The sequence below is a fragment of the Cupriavidus pampae genome, assembly GCF_914271485.1.
GTDB lineage: Bacteria > Pseudomonadota > Gammaproteobacteria > Burkholderiales > Burkholderiaceae > Cupriavidus > Cupriavidus pampae.
The window spans coordinates 322,945-339,139 of the sequence record NZ_CAJZAG010000002.1 but is presented as its reverse complement, the minus strand read 5'-3'; the positions used below and the strand labels follow the sequence as shown (position 1 = coordinate 339,139).

Below are 16,195 nucleotides of genomic sequence, written 5' to 3'. Positions count from 1 at the left end.
TTGCCCGGGTGCCACGGTCCGCACAAATGGGTCACGACGAATACGTACACGCCCGCGATAATGAGGCCTTCTCATGCCGGAGACCGGCTGCCGCCGGATGCCGATGCCTGAAGCCAACATCCCCTTCGCTCCGATCGCATACCGCGAAGTCTCGCTAGGCACGCGACCACGCGAAGAGCGTGTCTTCGTATCGCCCGACGACCCACAGGCCGACGCGACGAATCGCATCGACGCACTGGCGTACCGCCGCTACCTCGACCGCGCGTTCTCACACCCGCGCCCCGACATGCTCCGCTTCGAAGTCCGCGGCCATGACGTGGTGGCACTCATCGCTCCTGGCGAAGGCGAAATCTGGTTCTCCGAAGCCGCCGTGCCCACACGCTGGGACTACGTCGCCGTGACGGAAATCAGCATCGCGATGTTTGAGCTAGAGCGCGCAAGGCTGGCAAGAGCGGGGCACCCACTACCAGACGCCATGCAAGCACTGCTGAACCAGACGCTTCCCGGCACGCCACCATCCGCCGGCGAAGCCAGCTACGCCGACCTGGAGTCCCCCGAAGAAATCGCCCAACGCCGCGCAGCAGTCATCGACCGCCTACGCGCCGCAAACGACAAGGTCCGCGAAGTCGCCAACGCCCGCCAAACCGTAGTCCGCCGCGTCATGCGGCGCGGGCCGCGGGGATAAGTGTCTCTGGAATTGACAGCAGCGAATGTGATTGGAAATCTATCGCGGCGAACGTCGGATGTCATCACTTGGTCGAGCGAGTAAAGGCAGCCGCCTTAGCTCGTGCGCGGCCGAGTTCGATGGCCGTTCGTACATCAATTTCGATCGCGCTCTGATCATGCTCAGGTGCAGCGAGACTTCGCAACTCGCCATCGCGTTGGATAAGCCAGAGTGCCGTGGCGACGATCCCGACTGCTACCGTCGGGTCGCCCGCTTCGAGCCGCTGAAGAGTACCCACTGAGATGCCCATCCGCTTCGCCCAAGTTCGGAGTGATTCCTTGCGGCGCAAACGAGCAATAGCCAGATCGGCGCCGAGCTTTTTGATAGCTGACGCGGTGGCTGGAGGAAGTTGGGATATGGCGCGAGCTGTCTTTGGCATAGCTATAGATAGTAACGAGACGGCTTATTTTGTCTATATCTATAGGAACAGTCGAGGGGGGCAGGATTTGCTTTGAGAGTTGCCACCGCCATCAACGCGGGCAAGCAAATGTTCGGCGGTGCATTGAAGGTGACGACCTTGCCAACTGGAGATGTGGGAGGCTGTCATGAACGCTTCAATGGACTGCTCCCACATGACGCAGTAGCAATAGAAACAACTACCAAATGGTTCTGGAAGGCATTGCTACAATCCCCAACATTCGAGAATCCCCGCACGTCATGCACATCCTGATCACAGGCGCCGCCGGTTCCGGTACGTCAACGTTGGCAGCTGCGGTTGCAGGCGCCACGCATGCGCGGTTGCTCGAGACGGACGACTATTTCTGGCGCCCTACGGACCCACCGTATCAGCAAAGGTTCGAGAAAGAGGAGCGCCTTGCGGCGCTACTGAGCGACCTTCGCGCGAGCTCGGATGCCGTAGTAGCGGGTGCCCTGATGGGGTGGGGCGAAGCCCTTGAAGATGCGTTCGACCTTGTCGTTTTTCTCTACGTGCCAACGGCAACTCGCTTGGCCCGCTTACAGTTGCGCGAGGAGCGGAGGTTCGGCAAAGCCGATCCGGAGTTCCTCGCATGGGCCGCGCAGTACGACGAAGGTACTGCGGAAGGCCGAAGCCTTGCGCGGCATCGCCAGTGGCTGGCGGCCCGGACCTGCAAGGTGCTTTATCTGGAGGGCGACGATGCGGTTGAGGTCAGATTGCAAGCGGTCCTTGCAGCGCGGCCCTCGCTTCTAAGCAAATCAACTTGATACGGCCTGCACACCTTGACGGAGGTACGATGCCCTTTGATTGGCACGGTGGTCATATCACCCGCAGTACCGTGGTCGACAAGGCCTACCGCAACACACAAAACGTACGCCGTTTCCTGATCGCAGAGTGCGGCCCGAATTTCGCGTTCGACCGACCGTTCATGGCATGGATTCGCGAAGGCTCGAACGTGACCATGGGGGACATCGCCGACGAGTGGCAGCGAAGACAAGCGTCATGAGATCGTCTTCCGGGTAGTCTCGAACTACCGCGTGTGTCCCTGCAGAACGTCCAATGCCGCGTTGATTTCCTTTGTCTTTCTATCGGCAACTTCGCGAAGTTCCGGACCGAGATCGCGAACCTTGTCGGGATGGTATTGCGAGATTTGCTTCTGATAGGCAGCCAGCAGTTCCTGTTCAGTGAATGGTTGTCCAAGCTCTAACACGCGGCATGCATCCGTCATCAGTTCCGATTCTGGCGCCGAGCGCATACCCGGCAGCTGTGCATCCTGGCGTGTAGCCGGGTCAGGTCGCGATGCCTCGAAATTCGGTTTGCGCCGGTCGAGGGCCAGGCTGATGAGCCAGAACCCAACCATGGCACCGACGACAAGGGCGAAAATTCTCATTTTGGGCACGCTGCCAGGCGTCGTTCGATGTGCGAACCTAGCGCGGTCAGAAAAGCTATATCGTTCGCATCTTCAGCGACCTCGATGTGCTCGTTTAAACGTTGTCGCAGATCGTTCAGATCGTCCAAATGTAGGGGGATATCAGATTGCAAGACATCAATGAGCGGAACCGATAACCCATAACCTGCGCTGAGCTTGCGGCACAGGTGAGGTACGTACGGAAGGCACAGCAGCGGTTCGAGCAGTGTCTTCCACTGTTCGCCTGCCCGACGCCGATCGGCCTCTTCTCCGGCCATCACCAGCGCTGCGAGGCTGAATGTGTACAGGGCATAAGCCAGCAATCCTAGTACCAAAAAAATAAGATCCGCGCCGCGCAGAATGATCCAGATCGGAATCACCAGCACGACGATGATCGACACTCCCATAAGAAGCGGGCGCGCGAAACGCAACGAGCGCGATAATTGCATCGCTGACTCTTGCAGTTCGTCTAGAGCACCGGCGCGACTCTTCGCAAAAATCTGGACTTCCGCGATCGGCCAGAATGAACGAATGGGGTGCAGAATGAGTGCGAGGCGACTGCCGAATGTCGCCCGCCATGATGGAAAACGAAGGCGAGTTTGCCACGGCGCGAAATAGGCGACGCCATGGCCTGGGCGCTTCATCAACAGCATGCCACTGAAGAAGAAGACCCAGATGGCAATGGCAAGCAGGCGATTGTAGTCAGCCAGCATGCAACTCAGGCCCCGCGGCGTTTGAACATCGAACGGATTCCTGCGAACGCAGCCACGGCCGCCGCTGCGACGAACTTCCAGCCCGCAGCGAGTACTCCCAACAGCCACTTCCAAGCGCCGGTTTTCACCGCTGCGGCTGTGGCGCCGCCAACGATCAATCCGGTCAGGCCGTATTCCGCGATCTTGTCTCCACTGCGAAACTCGCTATACCTCTGATCGGAATTAAACGAGAAATGGTCCAACTGCGTTTTTAGCTCCGCAACTGACTGGTTGAGGCTCCCAGGGTCAGTTACCAGCGTCAGGGTTACAACACCGCTGCGTGAAAGCAACTTGGTTGTGTAGTTGACCACTTTCTCGCCATTCACCTCGCCAAGCGTGGCCCACGCCAAGCGCTTTGTGTCCGGTTCATAGTGAGGAGAAATCTGCCATCCGATAAGGTTGAATTCGGCCCATCCGCGTTTTCGTCTCTCAGCATTCGAAATCTCGCCGCCGCGTTTGAGCGATTCCAAAATTCCTGCTGGATCGATTTTCTCATCATCCTTAACGTGCCCGGTCTGGTCATAGTGGACGACAGCGAACCAACGCTCCAACCTGTCCGGACCGTAAAGCCAGCTGTTTGTGATCCCGGGGTTCTGCATTCGATCCATAAGACGAGTCGTGTCGTCCGGGTCGAGTGATATGTATCCTTTGGGCACCTGCCAGGTTGCAACGGAAGCGATCGCCGTCGAGTAGGGACCGTAATGCGGGTTTTGAACAGTCTCGTCTGCCCACGCGCTCGCGGCAAAGAGGAAAGCTGTGGCAACAGCAAGGAAGCTTCCACGCAGTAAATTATGGCGCGAGGAAGGTGCGGGACCCATTACCGGATTAATCATAGTCTCACCCGTGCTCAATATATCAACCTACGCATTCTGAATCTTGTCAGCCGCTTGCAAGCCCCTCCGTAAGGGGGAGTTGACACGTGAGGTGGTAGCTTTGCAGGCCATAGATAAGTGACCACAGAGATAGCGGGACATTCGCAAAATAATAGGTACGACACGCTTCAGATTTGAGCGATCGCTCCCGTTAAAAGATCTTGCCACTACAGGTCAATTGCGAGCGGGCCTGTGGCTGCCATCGATCGCGCTGTTGTGGCCAAATTATTCGGATAAGGGAGTTCGACTTCGTGAGAAAAGGTATTCGTTGCGCGCTTGCTATTGGACTGACCGCATTACATCTATCGGCCTCTGCAGCTGAAGCAGTCGGTACCAAGCCGTCTGACGGAACGTCAGCCGGCAAACCACCGCTTGCCGCCGCCTCGATACCGTGCCTGGAACCCGCACAGCTTCGCAATGACATGACGCCGGTGGTGCTCAATCAGGTGCTAGCATCCTGTATCAATCAGAACCAGCAAGACAACGCCGTATTTGCTTTCGCGCTGGGAGGTGCCTATGGCTACTTCGATACGCTTCGGGTCGCGGACGAGACTGCTCGCCAGGCGGTGAAGGTGATCCGCATGGTCACGATGGGATCTCTTGCGAAGGATTGGCTCCAGGCGTTTCAGGATCATCTCAATGCGGTGATGGGTGACAGAACGCAACGACGATCGGTCTGCGCCACCGTGCGGGGCTATGGACCGCCGGCGTACTACCCGAAGTACATGGTCGACCATGGAATGGCGGCAATGAAGGCGGCCATGTCCGGTACCACATTGGCCGCCCGAGGGCTCGTTGAGAATTTCGATGAAGCCAAGAGTTGGAACGTAGCGGTCAATAGCTACCTTCTATGTGAAGGTTCCTGATCTCTCCAATAATCCTCGCGACATCGGTCGCCGGCGGCAGTCCAAATTGCCGGGCGTATTCTCTGCTGAACTGCGTCGCGCTTTCATAGCCGACCTCTTGCGCCGCGGATGTCACGCTGCGGCGCTCTGCCACCAGTAGCGAGCGGGCGTGGAGGAGTCTCATCTGCTTTTGGTACTGCAAGGGGCTCAGCGCCGTCACTGCCTTGAAGTGTCGATGGAATGCCGACACGCTCATGGCAGCGTGGTCGGCTAGTTCTTCCATTCTTAGCGGCAACGCATAGTCGCGGCGGATCTTCTGGATCGCCAGATTGACCCGTGCGAGCGCTGTATCGGGGGAGGCGATATCCCGCAGCATCCACCCCATTGGACCCTGTAGCACGCGATAGAGAATCTCGCGCTCGTAGGCCGGTGCGAGCGCGGGGATGTCCGTTGGTCGGGTCATCAGTCGCAGCATGCGCACCCATGCGTCCAGCAGTTCGGGCGTGACGGCGGCCACCGAGAAGGCCGCGGTTTCTGATGCGGCTGCGGCAGGTTTGGGCAGGTCCGACAGCAGGCCAGCGATCAGCACTGGATCGAGCGTCAGGCTGACCGCAAGATACGGCGCACCGGAGGCGTCGGGGCGCACCGATCCCACCGCTGGCAGATCGACCGACATGACGAAGTACGTCGCCGGGTCGTACTGCAACGTCCGGTCACCCACCGTCATCGACTTGCCGCCTTGCAGAATAAGGTTGACCATGGGGTCATACACCGCAGCCAGCGCATGTTCCGGGATCTCGCCCTTGACCATGGCCACGCGCGGGATCCCCGTCTCGGTCTTGCGATTCTCGGCGTGGGCAGCCAGGGCCCGGAGTTCGTTCAGTTGTGCTTCCATACCGCAATTCTGGCGGCGGACGTGACCGCGCCGCAAGGGAAAAGCAGAAATAGGCAGGAATCAGGTAGGAATATGGGAGCCGGGAGGGCCGTGAATCCTTATCGTTGAGGCTTCTCAAAACCTCTCTGATTGGAAGCCTGATATGAGCGTCATCCTGATTACCGGCGGTAGCCGTGGCATTGGCGCGAGCACCGCGATCGAATGCGCAAGACGTGGGCTGGGCGTTATCGTGACCTACAGAAGCGGGGCCGATGCGGCGGCGTCCGTCGTGCATCGCATCGAGGAAGCGAACGGCAAGGCCGCGGCACTCGAGCTCGATGTGGGCAATGTGGCGTCGTTCGAAGCCTTCCGCGATGCCGTCGAGCAGACGTTGGAGCGTGTCTGGAACGCGCAGCGCCTCAACGGTCTGGTGAATAACGCCGGCTACGGGATCTACAACCCGATCAAAACGGTTACCGAAGCCGAGTTCGACGGACTGTTCAACGTGCACCTGAAGGGCCCGTTCTTCCTGACCCAGACGCTCTTGCCACTGCTGGCCGATGGTGCCAGCATCGTGAACCTGACGAGCGCTACGACCCGCGTAGCAACGTCCGGCGTGGCGCCGTATGCGTCGTTCAAAGGCGCGTTGGAAGTTCTCACGCGCTATATGGCGAAGGAATTCAGCGAACGCCGCATTCGCGCCAACGCGGTGGCTCCCGGCGCAATCCGCACTGAACTCGGCGGTGGCCTGACCGATGAATTCGAAGCCTTGCTCGCGTCGCAGACGGCCTTGGGGCGTGTGGGTGAGCCGGAGGAAGTGGGCCGCGTCATTGCATCGCTATTGAGCGAGGATGGTGCATGGATCAACGCGCAATCCATCGAAGTCGCCGGCGGCTACGTTATCTAAATAAGGAAGACCAGATGCTTGACCACGTGTTTATTTCCGTCAGCGACCTCGATCGCTCGATTGCCTTCTACACCGAAGTACTGGCGCCACTCGGCATCAAGAATCGGCTCGACTTCGACGGCAAGGATGGCCCGCCGGGACATCCGGACCTCAAGGGTTTTGGCGCCAACGGCCGCGTGTTCTTCTGGCTGCGTCAGGGCGACGTGGACAGCCGTGCCGCACATGTCGGCTTTGTCGCCAACAACGAAGCCGCGGTCAACGCAGCTTACGCGGCGGCGATGGCCGCCGGAGCTACCGACAACGGCGCGCCTGGCGCGCGGCTGTACTACGACCCGCGCTACTACGCAGCCAACGTGCTGGACCCGGACGGCTACAGCCTCGAGTTCGTCTACAAGAGCTGGCAGCACTGAGGCAAGGATTCCTCATTCTGGCCTCATTGATGTCTCCTACCATGTCATTCATCGACTCACGACATGCGGAGACAAGCCATGAACACGCTCTTCCAGAACCCTCTCCACGAACGTCTTGGGACCTGGCCGCTGGCGTATATCCCGTTTGGCGGGGCGGACTATGGCGAGGTGGCCGCGATTGCGCGGGAGATTGGCGATGGCGATGATGGACGCTTCTACGATGTGTGGCTGCGCGCCGCCGACCGCGTTGCACGGGATGCCGCGGAGACGCTGGAGAATGGCCAGCGTGCCACCGCCGCAGCGTTGTGGCAGAAAGCCAGCGTGTTCTATGCCACCGCCTATCACCCGATCTACGGCGCACCGCTCGACCCGCGCCTCGTCGCCGCGCAGGCGAAAGAGACCGCCGCCTTCGACAAGGCGATGAGCCTGCGCGACGTCCCTGGCGAGAAGCTAGAGATTCCGCTCGGCGACACCATCCTGCCGGGCTGGCTGATCCGTTCGACGTCTCACCCGAACGAGGTACGCCCGCTGCTGATCCTCAACAACGGCTACGACTCCACGCTCTCCGACATCTACTACATGGCGGCGGCCTCGGCCCTCGCGCGCGGTTATCACTGCCTGATTTTCGATGGCCCGGGGCAGGGCAGCGCGCTCGTGCGCAATCGCGTGCCGATGCGAGCGGATTGGGAAGTCGTGATCAACGCGGTGATCGACGTCGCGGTAGAGCAGCCGGGCATCGATACGGCACGCATTGCGCTGTATGGCATGAGTCTGGGCGGCTATCTGGCACCGCGCGCGGCTAGCGCTGAACCAAGACTTGCAGCCTGCATTGCCGACCCGGGGTTATGGTCGATCGTCGGCGGCTTCCGCGCGCAGGCGGTTCGGCTTGGGATCGATCCCGACGCCTTGCAGCAACTGAGCAAGGTGGACGACGCCATCCTCGACAAGCTGCAGCAGTACATCGAAAGCGACCGCACGATGTACTGGACAATCGTGCAGCGTGGCTACTGGGTGCACGGCGTGACCAATCTGCGCGACTATCTGCGTTCAGCCGAAGCCTTCACGATGGAAGGCCGCGCGGCATCGATTACCTGTCCGATGCTGCTGACCCACGCCGAAGACGACTCGCTCGCGCGCGGCGCCGCCTCGTTCTACGAAGCGCTGCATGGCCCGAAGACGCTGCTGCGCTTTTCGACCGAGGAGGGCGCCGGCGATCATTGCGAGATGGGCAACCGCACGCTCGCGAATCGCCGCATCCTGGACTGGCTCGATGAGGTACTAGCCTGAGCCAGCGAGCACGTCACAGATACTCGACGTTGCCATCCACACTGATCGCCTGCCCGGACACATTACGTCCGGCCGGCGACGCCAGGAACAGTGCCATCGCCGCAACATCTTCCGCGGTCACCATCCGCCGCAGCGAGATCTTGCTCAGGTACTCGTCCTTCATCGCATCGAAGCCGATGCCACGCTCATCCGCACGGGCCGCAATCACACGGTCCATGCGCGGACCCTCGACCACGCCGGGCAGAATCGCATTGACGCGGATATCATCGGGCCCGAGTTCGATCGCCAGCGACTTCACCAGCCCGACGATCGCCCACTTGGTCGCCGCATACGGCGTGCGGTACGCATAGCCAAGCCGCCCGGCCACCGACGACATCGCAATGATCGTCGGATTGTCCGAGGTGGCCTTGAGCAACGGTACCGCTTTGCGCAGAAACGAATGCTGGCTATTCAGGTTGGTGGTGACGGTCTGCTGCCACTGTTCGGGCGTGATCGCATCCACGCCACCGGTTGGGCCGGCAATGCCAGCATTGTTCACCAGCACATCGAGCCCACCGAGCGCCGCGTTGGCCGCGTCGATCACGCGCTCCACCGCCACAGGATCGGCCACGTCGGCCACGCCCGCAAACAGTCGCGGATGCCGGCCGGCGGCACGCGCCACGGCCTCCGCATCGATATCGCAGACGTAGACCGAAGCCTCCGCTTCTAGAAACGCTTCCGCGATCACCGCGCCGATACCCGACGCGCCGCCCGAGATCAGCACGCGCAGTCCGGCGCGCGGCTTGAGCAGATCAAGAATGGTCATGCCTTGAATTCCTTGTTTACAGCGTCATGCCGCCAGACACCTCGATCACCGCGCCATTGATATAGCTGGCTTCATCGCTGGCGAGAAACGCGTACACGTTGGCGATCTCCTCCGGCTGGCCAAGCCGGCGCAGCGGCACGTCGGCGCGCATCTTGGCGAGCACCTCTTCCGGCACGGTGCCCAGAATCGGCGTCTCGATAAACCCCGGCGCTACCGCATTGACGCGAACGCCCTTGGGCCCGAGCTCGCGGCTCCAGGTCTTGGTGAAGCCGATCACGCCAAACTTGGCCGCCGCATAGTTGGTCTGGCCGTAGTTGCCATAGACGCCCACCACCGAACTCGCGTTCAGGATCACGCCGGCGCGCTGGTCGAGCATCGGCTCGACCACGGCCTGCGCCACATGGAACACCGCACGCAGGTTCACGTCGATCACGTCGTCGAACTGCTGCGCGGTCATCTTCTGCAGCCGCGCGTCGCGCGTAATACCAGCGTTGTTGACCAGCACGTCGATGCGCTGCCAGCGCGCCAGCACGTCCGCCACCATCCGGTCCACCGCGCCGCGGTCGGTCACGTCCACGGTGTAGCCGTGCGCCTCCGCGCCGGCCGCGCGGCAGGCCTGCACGACCGTCGCGATGGCCTCCGGATTGACGTCGCACACGGCCACGGTTGCGCCTTCGCGCGCGAACTTGAGCGCGGTGGCGGCGCCGATTCCCTGGCCCGCACCCGTGATGATGGCTACCTTGCTGCTGAGTCTCATGAAACTGCTCGTTTGTGATGGAGGGTGATGAATATTACGCGCGAGCGGGTACGTCGCGCTGCTGCGGATTGTCCGTATGTCCGGCGCCGGATTCGTTGTCGATGGCCCGCGCCAGCAGCGGCACGATCAACAGCCCGAGCAACGCCGCGCCAATGATCACCGCAAAGCCCGACGCGCTGCGCCCCGTGGCCGCCTCGGCCATGCCAAACAGATAAGGTCCTGCAAAGCCGCCAAGCAGGCCGATGGTGTTGATAAACGCCAGCCCGGCCGCCGCGTGAATGCCCTGCAGGCGCTTCATCGCGATGGTCCAGTACGACGGCAGCACGCCGCCGCCAAAGAACGCCGTGCCAGCCAGCAGCACGATCTGCAGCGTCTGGTTCGACGTCAGCATGAGCGCCGCGGCGGTCAGGGCCGAACCCGCGGTCAACACCCACAGGAACTTGCAGTCCGAACGCATGCGACGATGGATGCGCGGCAGCGTGAGCACGCCCAGAAGAAAGCCGATACCGACGCTGCCCGACAGCAGGCCGATCAGTAGCGGCGAGGAAACATGCATCTGCTGGATGATCGCCGGCGTGAAGAACACCAGCCCCACAAACGCGACCTGGTTCAGGAAGTAGATCAGGCCGATCAGCACCGTGGTCGGGCGCTTGAGCGCGGCCATCCAGTGCCTGGAGCTCATGCGGGCATGGTCGGCGATCACCGCGCGGGACTCCAGCGACTGCACCTCGGCGCGCGACAGCCAGCGGGCATCGGACGGCCGCTCGGGCAGCTTGAAGTACAGCAGGATGCCAACGAAGATCGTGGGCAGGCCTTCGATCAGGAACATCCACTGCCAGCCGTGCAGGCCGCCGATGCCATCCATCTGCATCAGCGCGCCGCCAATCGGATTGCCGATGACGAGCGCAATGGCCGGCGCGGTGTAAATCCAGCCCACGGCCACGGGACGATCCTGCGGCGCGAACCATAGCGTGACCATATACATCAGCGCCGGAAACAGCCCCGACTCGGCGATGCCGAGCAGCACGCGCAGCACGTAGAACGACCATTCACCCTGCACGAACATCATGGCGGCCGACAGCGCGCCCCACGTCACGGCGATGCGCGCGATCCAGCGGCGCGGTCCCACACGGTGGGCAATCAGGTTGCTCGGCACTTCCAGCAGCGCGTAGCCGATAAAGAAGATGCCCGCGCCCAAGCCATAGATCGCGGCGGTAATGCCGAGGTCGCGCGCCAGTTGCACCTTGGCCAGCGCGACGTTGGTGCGGTCGAGGTAGGACATGAAGTAGATCGCGCACATCAGCGGTATCAGGTACCGCATGGCCTTGCGCGTGGCTTCACGATGCGTGGCGTCGCTGCCGGAATCGATGGAAGGGGTCACCATGTTGTCTCCAGAATCTTGTTGTATTGCGTACCGATGGTTGGATCAGTGCCGCTCAGAACTTCACGCTGGCGGCACCCTTGAGCCCGAGCATCTCGCGTGCTTCGTCGGGCGTGGCAATCTCGAACGACAGTTCTTCCAGCACGCGGCGGATCTTGCGCACCTGGTCGGCATTGCTGCGCGCCTTCACGCCCTTGGACAGGTACACGCTGTCTTCTAGTCCCACGCGCACATTGCCGCCAAGAATCGCGCCTATCGTGACGAGCGGCATCTGATGGCGGCCCGCGCCGAGCACCGAGAAGTGATAGTTGTCGCGCCCGAACAGGCGGTCCGCGGTGTTGCGCATCACCACGAGGTTCTCGGGATCGGGGCCAAGGCCACCGAGGATGCCGAGCACGGTCTGGATAAAGAACGGCGGCTTGACCAGCCCGAGGTTCATGAAATGGGCGAGATTGTAGAGATGGCCCACGTCGTAGCACTCGAACTCGAAGCGCGTGCCGTGGTCCTGGAACTCGGTGAGGATGTTGCGGATGTCCTTGAAGGTGTTGCGGAAGATCATGTCCTCCATGCCTTCCAGGTATTCCTTCTCCCAGTCAAAGCGCCATTCGTCGATTTTCTGCGCGAGCGGATGCAGCGAGAAGTTCATCGAACCCATGTTCAGCGAGCACATCTCCGGCCGCGCCACGCGCGGGTACGCCAGGCGCTCGTCGAGGGTCATGCGCGTGCTGCCGCCGGTGGTGATGTTGATCACCGCGTCGGTCGCGCGCACGATCTCCGGCACAAATTCGCGGAAGATCGCCGGGTCCGGCGTCGGGCGGCCATCGACGGGGTTGCGCGCATGCAGATGCAGAATGGCGGCGCCGGCCTGCGCGGCCTCGATCGCCTGCGTGGCGATGTCGGCGGGCGTCAGCGGCAGATACGGCGACATCGATGGCACGTGCGCGGAGCCAGTGACGGCGCACGAGATGATGACTTTGCGGGCGTCGGAACGCTTGGAGGAAGGTGTCACGGGCGATGTCTCTTTATATGGCTCGAGCGAGCTTGTCGAGGGGATGATAGTTCGATAGGATGCGCGACGTAAGGTCATTTTCGGACACGGTCGTGTCCGAAGAGGACAGAATGAAACGCAGACGAGGAGACAGCCGTGCCGCCGAGATTTCCGCTGCACAACGAGCGCATCCATGCGCCCTACAAGATCGCCGCGCTGGTCGAGGTGTTGGCGGAGCAGGGCATTGCGCCCGCGGATAGCCTGCGTGGCACGGGGCTCGAGCCGGACTCGCTCACCGACACGTCGCTGCTCACGTCCGTGCGGCAGTACATCGCGGTGTGTCGCAATGCGCTGGCCCTGTCGAACGATCCCGCGACGCCATTTGTGGTCGGCGGGCGTCTGCATCTGGCGGCCTATGGCATGTATGGGTACGCGCTGATGTCATGCCTGTCGCTCAGGGACTATTTCCGGCTGGGCGTCAAATACCATCGGCTGGCGACGCCAACGGTTTCGATCGAATGGACCGAGTATCCGGACCGCATGGTGTGGACGTTCCCGGATGCGATGGTGGCGATTGCCTCGGACGAACTGCGCCGTTTCCTGCTCGAGCAGCAGTTCACGCAACACGCTACGCATCTGCAGGATGTGGCCGGGCAACGCAGCCCGCCCGCGCTGGCGCGATTCGCGCACGCGGCGCCCGCACATGCGGCGCTGTACGAGCAATATCTCGGCTGCCAATGCGAGTTCGATCAGCCCGCATACGAACTGATCTACGACAGCGTGATCCTTGGCCAGAAGCCGCAGCTCGCGCACCGGCATTCCGCCGCACTGATTCAGGAGACGTGCGACCGTCTGGTGGGCGAGGCCAAGACATCGAGTGGGGTATCGGGTGAGGTCTACCAGATCCTGATGCGCGAGCCCGGGGTGTTCCCGGGCATGGACGCGGTGGGGGAAGCGCTCGGCATGACCAGCCGCACGCTGCGGCGGCACTTGGCGGCCGAAGATACATCGTTCGGCGCAATTCTCGACGACGTACGGTTCTCGCTCGCTACCGAGTACCTGAAAACCACGCGCATGAGCACCGACGATATCGCGCTGCTGCTGGGTTTCAGCGACGGCGCAAACTTCCGGCGCGCGTTCAAGCGCTGGAAGGATGCCGATGCGGTGGGTGACGCGGCGACTTGAGAGGTGACCTGAGTGGCGACCTGAGTGGCGACCTGAGTGGTGACCCGATCAAGCCGCGAGCCGAGGCGCCCGCGCGCGTGAGGCGAACGCGAATACGATCTGCACGGCGCCAAAGCAGAGCCCCATCGTCGCGCCGACCTTCCATGCCGTGTTGTAGTTGCGCGAGAGCTCATACAGCCAGCCACCACCGAACGCGCCGATAAAGCTGCCGATCTGGTGGCAGAAAAACGCCACGCCCGCGATCATGGCCTGCCAGCGCAGGCCGAACGTTTGCGCGATCCAGCCTTGCACCAGCGGCGAGACGCCAAGCCACAGGAAGCCCATGACCGCGGCGAAGATCATCGTGCTCTCGGGTGTGGGCGAGGTGTGGAAGTACCACACGAAGCCGAGCGAACGCAGGATGTAGATGCAGCCCAGCAGATGCAGCTTGTTGACGCGGCCGCCGGCCCAGCCGAAGAACAGGCTGCCCATCACGTTGAAGCCGCCGATCAGGCCGAGCGCCTTGGCGGACAGCATTGGATCCATGCCGCACAGGTCGAGGTAGGCGGGCAAGTGGGTGGTCAGGAAGACCAGTTGCATGCCGCAGACCGAGTAGGCCAGCGCCATCACGACAAACGGCGGAGACCGCAGCGCGCTCATCAGCGCATGACGGCCGCTCTGTTCGACGGGCGAGTGAGTGGGCGTGGGCCGCAGCGCATCGACGCGACCGGCCGACCATGCGGCCGGCAGCATGACAAGCGCCAGGATCACGAACGACGCCACGCCAAACCGCCAACCCCAGCCCTGCGAAATCGCCTGCCCGAGCGGCGCGGCAATCATCGCGCCGAGCGACCCGCATGCGGAGACAAAACCGAGCACAAGACTGCGCACATGCGGCGGTACAGCGCTCGAGGCTGCCGCCATCGACATGGCGGTGCCGGTGGTGGCCATCGCCGCGCCGATCAACAGCCCGGCACCGAGAATCACCGCAGCCAGCCCGCTCGATGTCGCCAGCAGGAGCAGTCCGATGAGGTACAGCAACGATCCGCCGATCATCAACGGCCGAAACCCTACGCGCACCGCCAGCGCACCCGCAAACGGCTGCAGGATCCCCCACGTGAGGTTCTGCACCGCCACCGCGACAGTGAAGTCGCCAACGGAGATGCCAATGTCCCGCGTGAGCGGAGGCACAAAGATGCCCAAGCTCTGCCGCAGGCCCATGGCTAGGGACAGCATGACGGACGCACCGATCAGGATCGGCAGGACGGGACGCAAGGGGGCGAGGCGGGACATGTCGTTGGTGTCTCGGGTGTTTTTATCGGATGGCCTCTCTGGGCCTCCCAGATTGTAGCCAAGTCAACGAATTTCCACACAACGCCCGTGCGGCGCGGGTTGGCGACTTGCCAGTTCGCCTTTTAGGGCTGATAAGGCGCCAGTACCGCATCCTTCATCGCATACCCCGCATCGCCCATCATGGTTTCCGCGCGTTCCACGCGCATGGTGCCGCTGATCCACACGGTGTCCATGGTGCGCAGGCCCTGTAGTGGCCTGTTCGTGCGGACGTGGACGACCTGGTTCGATGGGGGCGGGGGCACATGGATGCAGGCGCCGAAGTAGGGGACCAGCAGGAATTCGCGGATGGCTTCGCCTTCGCCGTCGAGTGATACGACGTAGCCGGGCAGGCGCACCGCGGTGCCGTCGAGCGACGGTTCGATCGGAGCGGATTGCCAGTACTTGCGGGCCTTGTCCATCGCGATTTCGGCGCGTGGGTCGTTGTCTTCCATCTCGTCGAGGCGCAGGCCCTTGAAGGGGGCCATGGGGTCCCAGCCTTTGGGCAGCAGGGTTTGCCAGTCGATTTCGCGATAGTTGCCGGCGGGTGGCGCGGGGGGCGTGGCGATGGCTTCGACGGGTGCCGTGATGCTGGCTTCGGGTTCTTTTGTGGACGACGCCGCGCGTAGCCAATAACCAGCGGCAACGGCTACAACGATGCAGACCACCACGATCACGGTGGCCAATACCGGGGCGGACAGGCGTGGGCCTGGGAATTTCATCGGACTCTCAAATCAACGGGTGTATAGCTCCACACTTGCGCCATGCAATGCATAGCCCGCGTCGCCCATCGCCGACGAGAACCGTTCGACGCGCATGGTGCCGCTGACCCAGACCGCGCGCATGACTCGCAGCGGCGTGCGTGAGGGTTTGTCCAGCTTCACATGCACGATCTGGTTCGCCGGCGGGGGCGGTACGTGGATGCATGCCCCGAAGTATGGCACCAGCAGGAACTCGTTGAAGATGCGCGCATCGCCGGACATCGGCACCACGTAGCCCGGCAGGCGCACGCGCGCACCGTTGAGCGAGCGTTCGACTGGCGCGGACTTCCAGTATTCGCGCGCCCGCGCCAACGCTTCCTGCGCACGCGGATCGGCGTCGTCGAGCTTGTCGAGGTCCATGCCCTGGAAGGGCGCCTTGGCATCCCAGCCTGTGGGCAGCAACGCGGACCAGGCGAGGTCGCGGTAGCCGTCGCTGTTCGCGGCGCGCGCGGCTGACCACATGGATATGGCGCCGAGGGCGGCCAGCGCCCGCAAACTCTGTCGTCGAGTGAACAC

The 16,195-nt window shown here is 62.3% G+C and carries 20 protein-coding genes; 8 read left to right on the top strand and 12 right to left on the bottom strand.

The window, feature by feature from the left end:
• Nucleotides 1-73: 73 nt before the first annotated feature.
• A complete protein-coding gene (locus tag LDO41_RS05825) occupies nucleotides 74-685 on the top strand; it encodes a hypothetical protein (protein ID WP_223983126.1) in 612 nt (203 codons plus the stop codon).
• 64 nt (nucleotides 686-749) lie between these two features.
• On the opposite strand, the gene LDO41_RS05820 is transcribed toward LDO41_RS05825, so the two are convergent.
• Nucleotides 750-1,103 (bottom strand): XRE family transcriptional regulator, encoded by a 354-nt coding sequence (locus tag LDO41_RS05820; RefSeq protein WP_223983124.1) that lies wholly within the window; start codon nucleotides 1,101-1,103, stop codon nucleotides 750-752.
• Between the two features lie 278 nt (nucleotides 1,104-1,381).
• Here LDO41_RS05820 and LDO41_RS05815 point away from each other — a divergent pair, with 278 nt between their 5' ends.
• A complete protein-coding gene (locus LDO41_RS05815; RefSeq protein WP_223983122.1) occupies nucleotides 1,382-1,906 on the top strand; it encodes an AAA family ATPase in 525 nt (174 codons plus the stop codon).
• A 29-nt stretch (nucleotides 1,907-1,935) separates the two neighbouring features.
• Complete coding sequence (locus tag LDO41_RS05810; protein WP_223983121.1) at nucleotides 1,936-2,145, top strand: DUF6434 domain-containing protein; 210 nt, start codon at nucleotides 1,936-1,938, stop codon at nucleotides 2,143-2,145.
• A 24-nt stretch (nucleotides 2,146-2,169) separates the two neighbouring features.
• On the opposite strand, the gene LDO41_RS05805 is transcribed toward LDO41_RS05810, so the two are convergent.
• From LDO41_RS05805 to LDO41_RS05795, 3 genes are read right to left on the bottom strand one after another with little or no spacing between them, the layout of a single operon-like run.
• Entirely contained in the window at nucleotides 2,170-2,529 is a 360-nt protein-coding gene (locus LDO41_RS05805) for a J domain-containing protein (protein ID WP_223983118.1), read from the bottom strand.
• The gene (locus LDO41_RS05800; protein ID WP_223983115.1) at nucleotides 2,526-3,260 is read right to left on the bottom strand and encodes a hypothetical protein; all 735 of its coding nucleotides are present in this window, start codon (nucleotides 3,258-3,260) and stop codon (nucleotides 2,526-2,528) included. Before LDO41_RS05800 ends, LDO41_RS05805 begins: the two co-directional genes overlap by 4 nt.
• Before the next feature lie 5 nt (nucleotides 3,261-3,265).
• On the bottom strand, nucleotides 3,266-4,132 hold the full coding sequence (locus tag LDO41_RS05795) for a DUF2167 domain-containing protein (RefSeq protein WP_223983112.1): 867 nt from the start codon (nucleotides 4,130-4,132) through the stop codon (nucleotides 3,266-3,268).
• A gap of 290 nt (nucleotides 4,133-4,422) precedes the next feature.
• Between LDO41_RS05795 and LDO41_RS05790 the strand changes: the two genes are divergently transcribed.
• Nucleotides 4,423-5,037 carry a hypothetical protein gene (locus LDO41_RS05790; RefSeq protein ID WP_223983109.1) on the top strand — a complete coding sequence of 205 codons (615 nt, stop codon included), beginning with the start codon at nucleotides 4,423-4,425 and terminating at the stop codon, nucleotides 5,035-5,037.
• Here LDO41_RS05790 and LDO41_RS05785 read toward each other — a convergent pair.
• Nucleotides 5,006-5,911, bottom strand: coding sequence for an AraC family transcriptional regulator (locus LDO41_RS05785; protein ID WP_223983106.1), 906 nt, complete (start codon nucleotides 5,909-5,911; stop codon nucleotides 5,006-5,008). The genes LDO41_RS05790 and LDO41_RS05785 overlap by 32 nt on opposite strands.
• 142 nt (nucleotides 5,912-6,053) lie before the next feature.
• On the opposite strand from LDO41_RS05785, the gene LDO41_RS05780 reads away from it, so the two are divergent.
• The 3 genes from LDO41_RS05780 to LDO41_RS05770 all read left to right on the top strand — a co-directional run bounded on the left by LDO41_RS05780 (nucleotide 6,054) and on the right by LDO41_RS05770 (nucleotide 8,494).
• Nucleotides 6,054-6,797 carry an SDR family NAD(P)-dependent oxidoreductase gene (locus tag LDO41_RS05780; RefSeq protein WP_223983103.1) on the top strand — a complete coding sequence of 248 codons (744 nt, stop codon included), beginning with the start codon at nucleotides 6,054-6,056 and terminating at the stop codon, nucleotides 6,795-6,797.
• Between the two features lie 14 nt (nucleotides 6,798-6,811).
• Nucleotides 6,812-7,207: a VOC family protein gene (locus LDO41_RS05775; protein WP_223983100.1), complete on the top strand. Its 396-nt coding sequence runs from the start codon at nucleotides 6,812-6,814 to the stop codon at nucleotides 7,205-7,207.
• Between the two features lie 78 nt (nucleotides 7,208-7,285).
• Nucleotides 7,286-8,494, top strand: coding sequence for an alpha/beta hydrolase family protein (locus LDO41_RS05770; RefSeq protein ID WP_223983097.1), 1,209 nt, complete (start codon nucleotides 7,286-7,288; stop codon nucleotides 8,492-8,494).
• Nucleotides 8,495-8,507: 13 nt separating this feature from the next.
• Here the strand turns inward: LDO41_RS05770 and LDO41_RS05765 are convergent, their stop codons facing one another.
• Genes LDO41_RS05765 through LDO41_RS05750 form a run of 4 tightly spaced genes read right to left on the bottom strand, consistent with a single transcriptional unit; the run spans nucleotide 8,508 to nucleotide 12,446 of the window.
• The gene (locus tag LDO41_RS05765) at nucleotides 8,508-9,299 is read right to left on the bottom strand and encodes an SDR family oxidoreductase (protein WP_223983094.1); all 792 of its coding nucleotides are present in this window, start codon (nucleotides 9,297-9,299) and stop codon (nucleotides 8,508-8,510) included.
• Between the two features lie 16 nt (nucleotides 9,300-9,315).
• Nucleotides 9,316-10,056 carry a 3-oxoacyl-[acyl-carrier-protein] reductase gene (gene fabG / locus LDO41_RS05760; protein WP_223983091.1) on the bottom strand — a complete coding sequence of 247 codons (741 nt, stop codon included), beginning with the start codon at nucleotides 10,054-10,056 and terminating at the stop codon, nucleotides 9,316-9,318.
• Nucleotides 10,057-10,090: 34 nt separating this feature from the next.
• Nucleotides 10,091-11,440: an MFS transporter gene (locus LDO41_RS05755; protein ID WP_223983088.1), complete on the bottom strand. Its 1,350-nt coding sequence runs from the start codon at nucleotides 11,438-11,440 to the stop codon at nucleotides 10,091-10,093.
• Nucleotides 11,441-11,492: 52 nt separating this feature from the next.
• Nucleotides 11,493-12,446, bottom strand: a complete 954-nt coding sequence (locus LDO41_RS05750; RefSeq protein ID WP_223983085.1) for a BKACE family enzyme — start codon at nucleotides 12,444-12,446, stop codon at nucleotides 11,493-11,495.
• Nucleotides 12,447-12,581: 135 nt separating this feature from the next.
• On the opposite strand from LDO41_RS05750, the gene LDO41_RS05745 reads away from it, so the two are divergent.
• Nucleotides 12,582-13,610 carry an AraC family transcriptional regulator gene (locus LDO41_RS05745; protein ID WP_223983082.1) on the top strand — a complete coding sequence of 343 codons (1,029 nt, stop codon included), beginning with the start codon at nucleotides 12,582-12,584 and terminating at the stop codon, nucleotides 13,608-13,610.
• Nucleotides 13,611-13,658: 48 nt separating this feature from the next.
• Here the strand turns inward: LDO41_RS05745 and LDO41_RS05740 are convergent, their stop codons facing one another.
• From LDO41_RS05740 to LDO41_RS05730, 3 genes are all read right to left on the bottom strand, one after another.
• Nucleotides 13,659-14,882: an MFS transporter gene (locus LDO41_RS05740; RefSeq protein WP_223983079.1), complete on the bottom strand. Its 1,224-nt coding sequence runs from the start codon at nucleotides 14,880-14,882 to the stop codon at nucleotides 13,659-13,661.
• 122 nt (nucleotides 14,883-15,004) lie between these two features.
• On the bottom strand, nucleotides 15,005-15,640 hold the full coding sequence (locus LDO41_RS05735) for a DUF3299 domain-containing protein (protein ID WP_223983076.1): 636 nt from the start codon (nucleotides 15,638-15,640) through the stop codon (nucleotides 15,005-15,007).
• A gap of 12 nt (nucleotides 15,641-15,652) precedes the next feature.
• The gene (locus LDO41_RS05730; protein WP_223983073.1) at nucleotides 15,653-16,141 is read right to left on the bottom strand and encodes a DUF3299 domain-containing protein; all 489 of its coding nucleotides are present in this window, start codon (nucleotides 16,139-16,141) and stop codon (nucleotides 15,653-15,655) included.
• Between the last annotated feature and the right edge of the window lie 54 nt (nucleotides 16,142-16,195).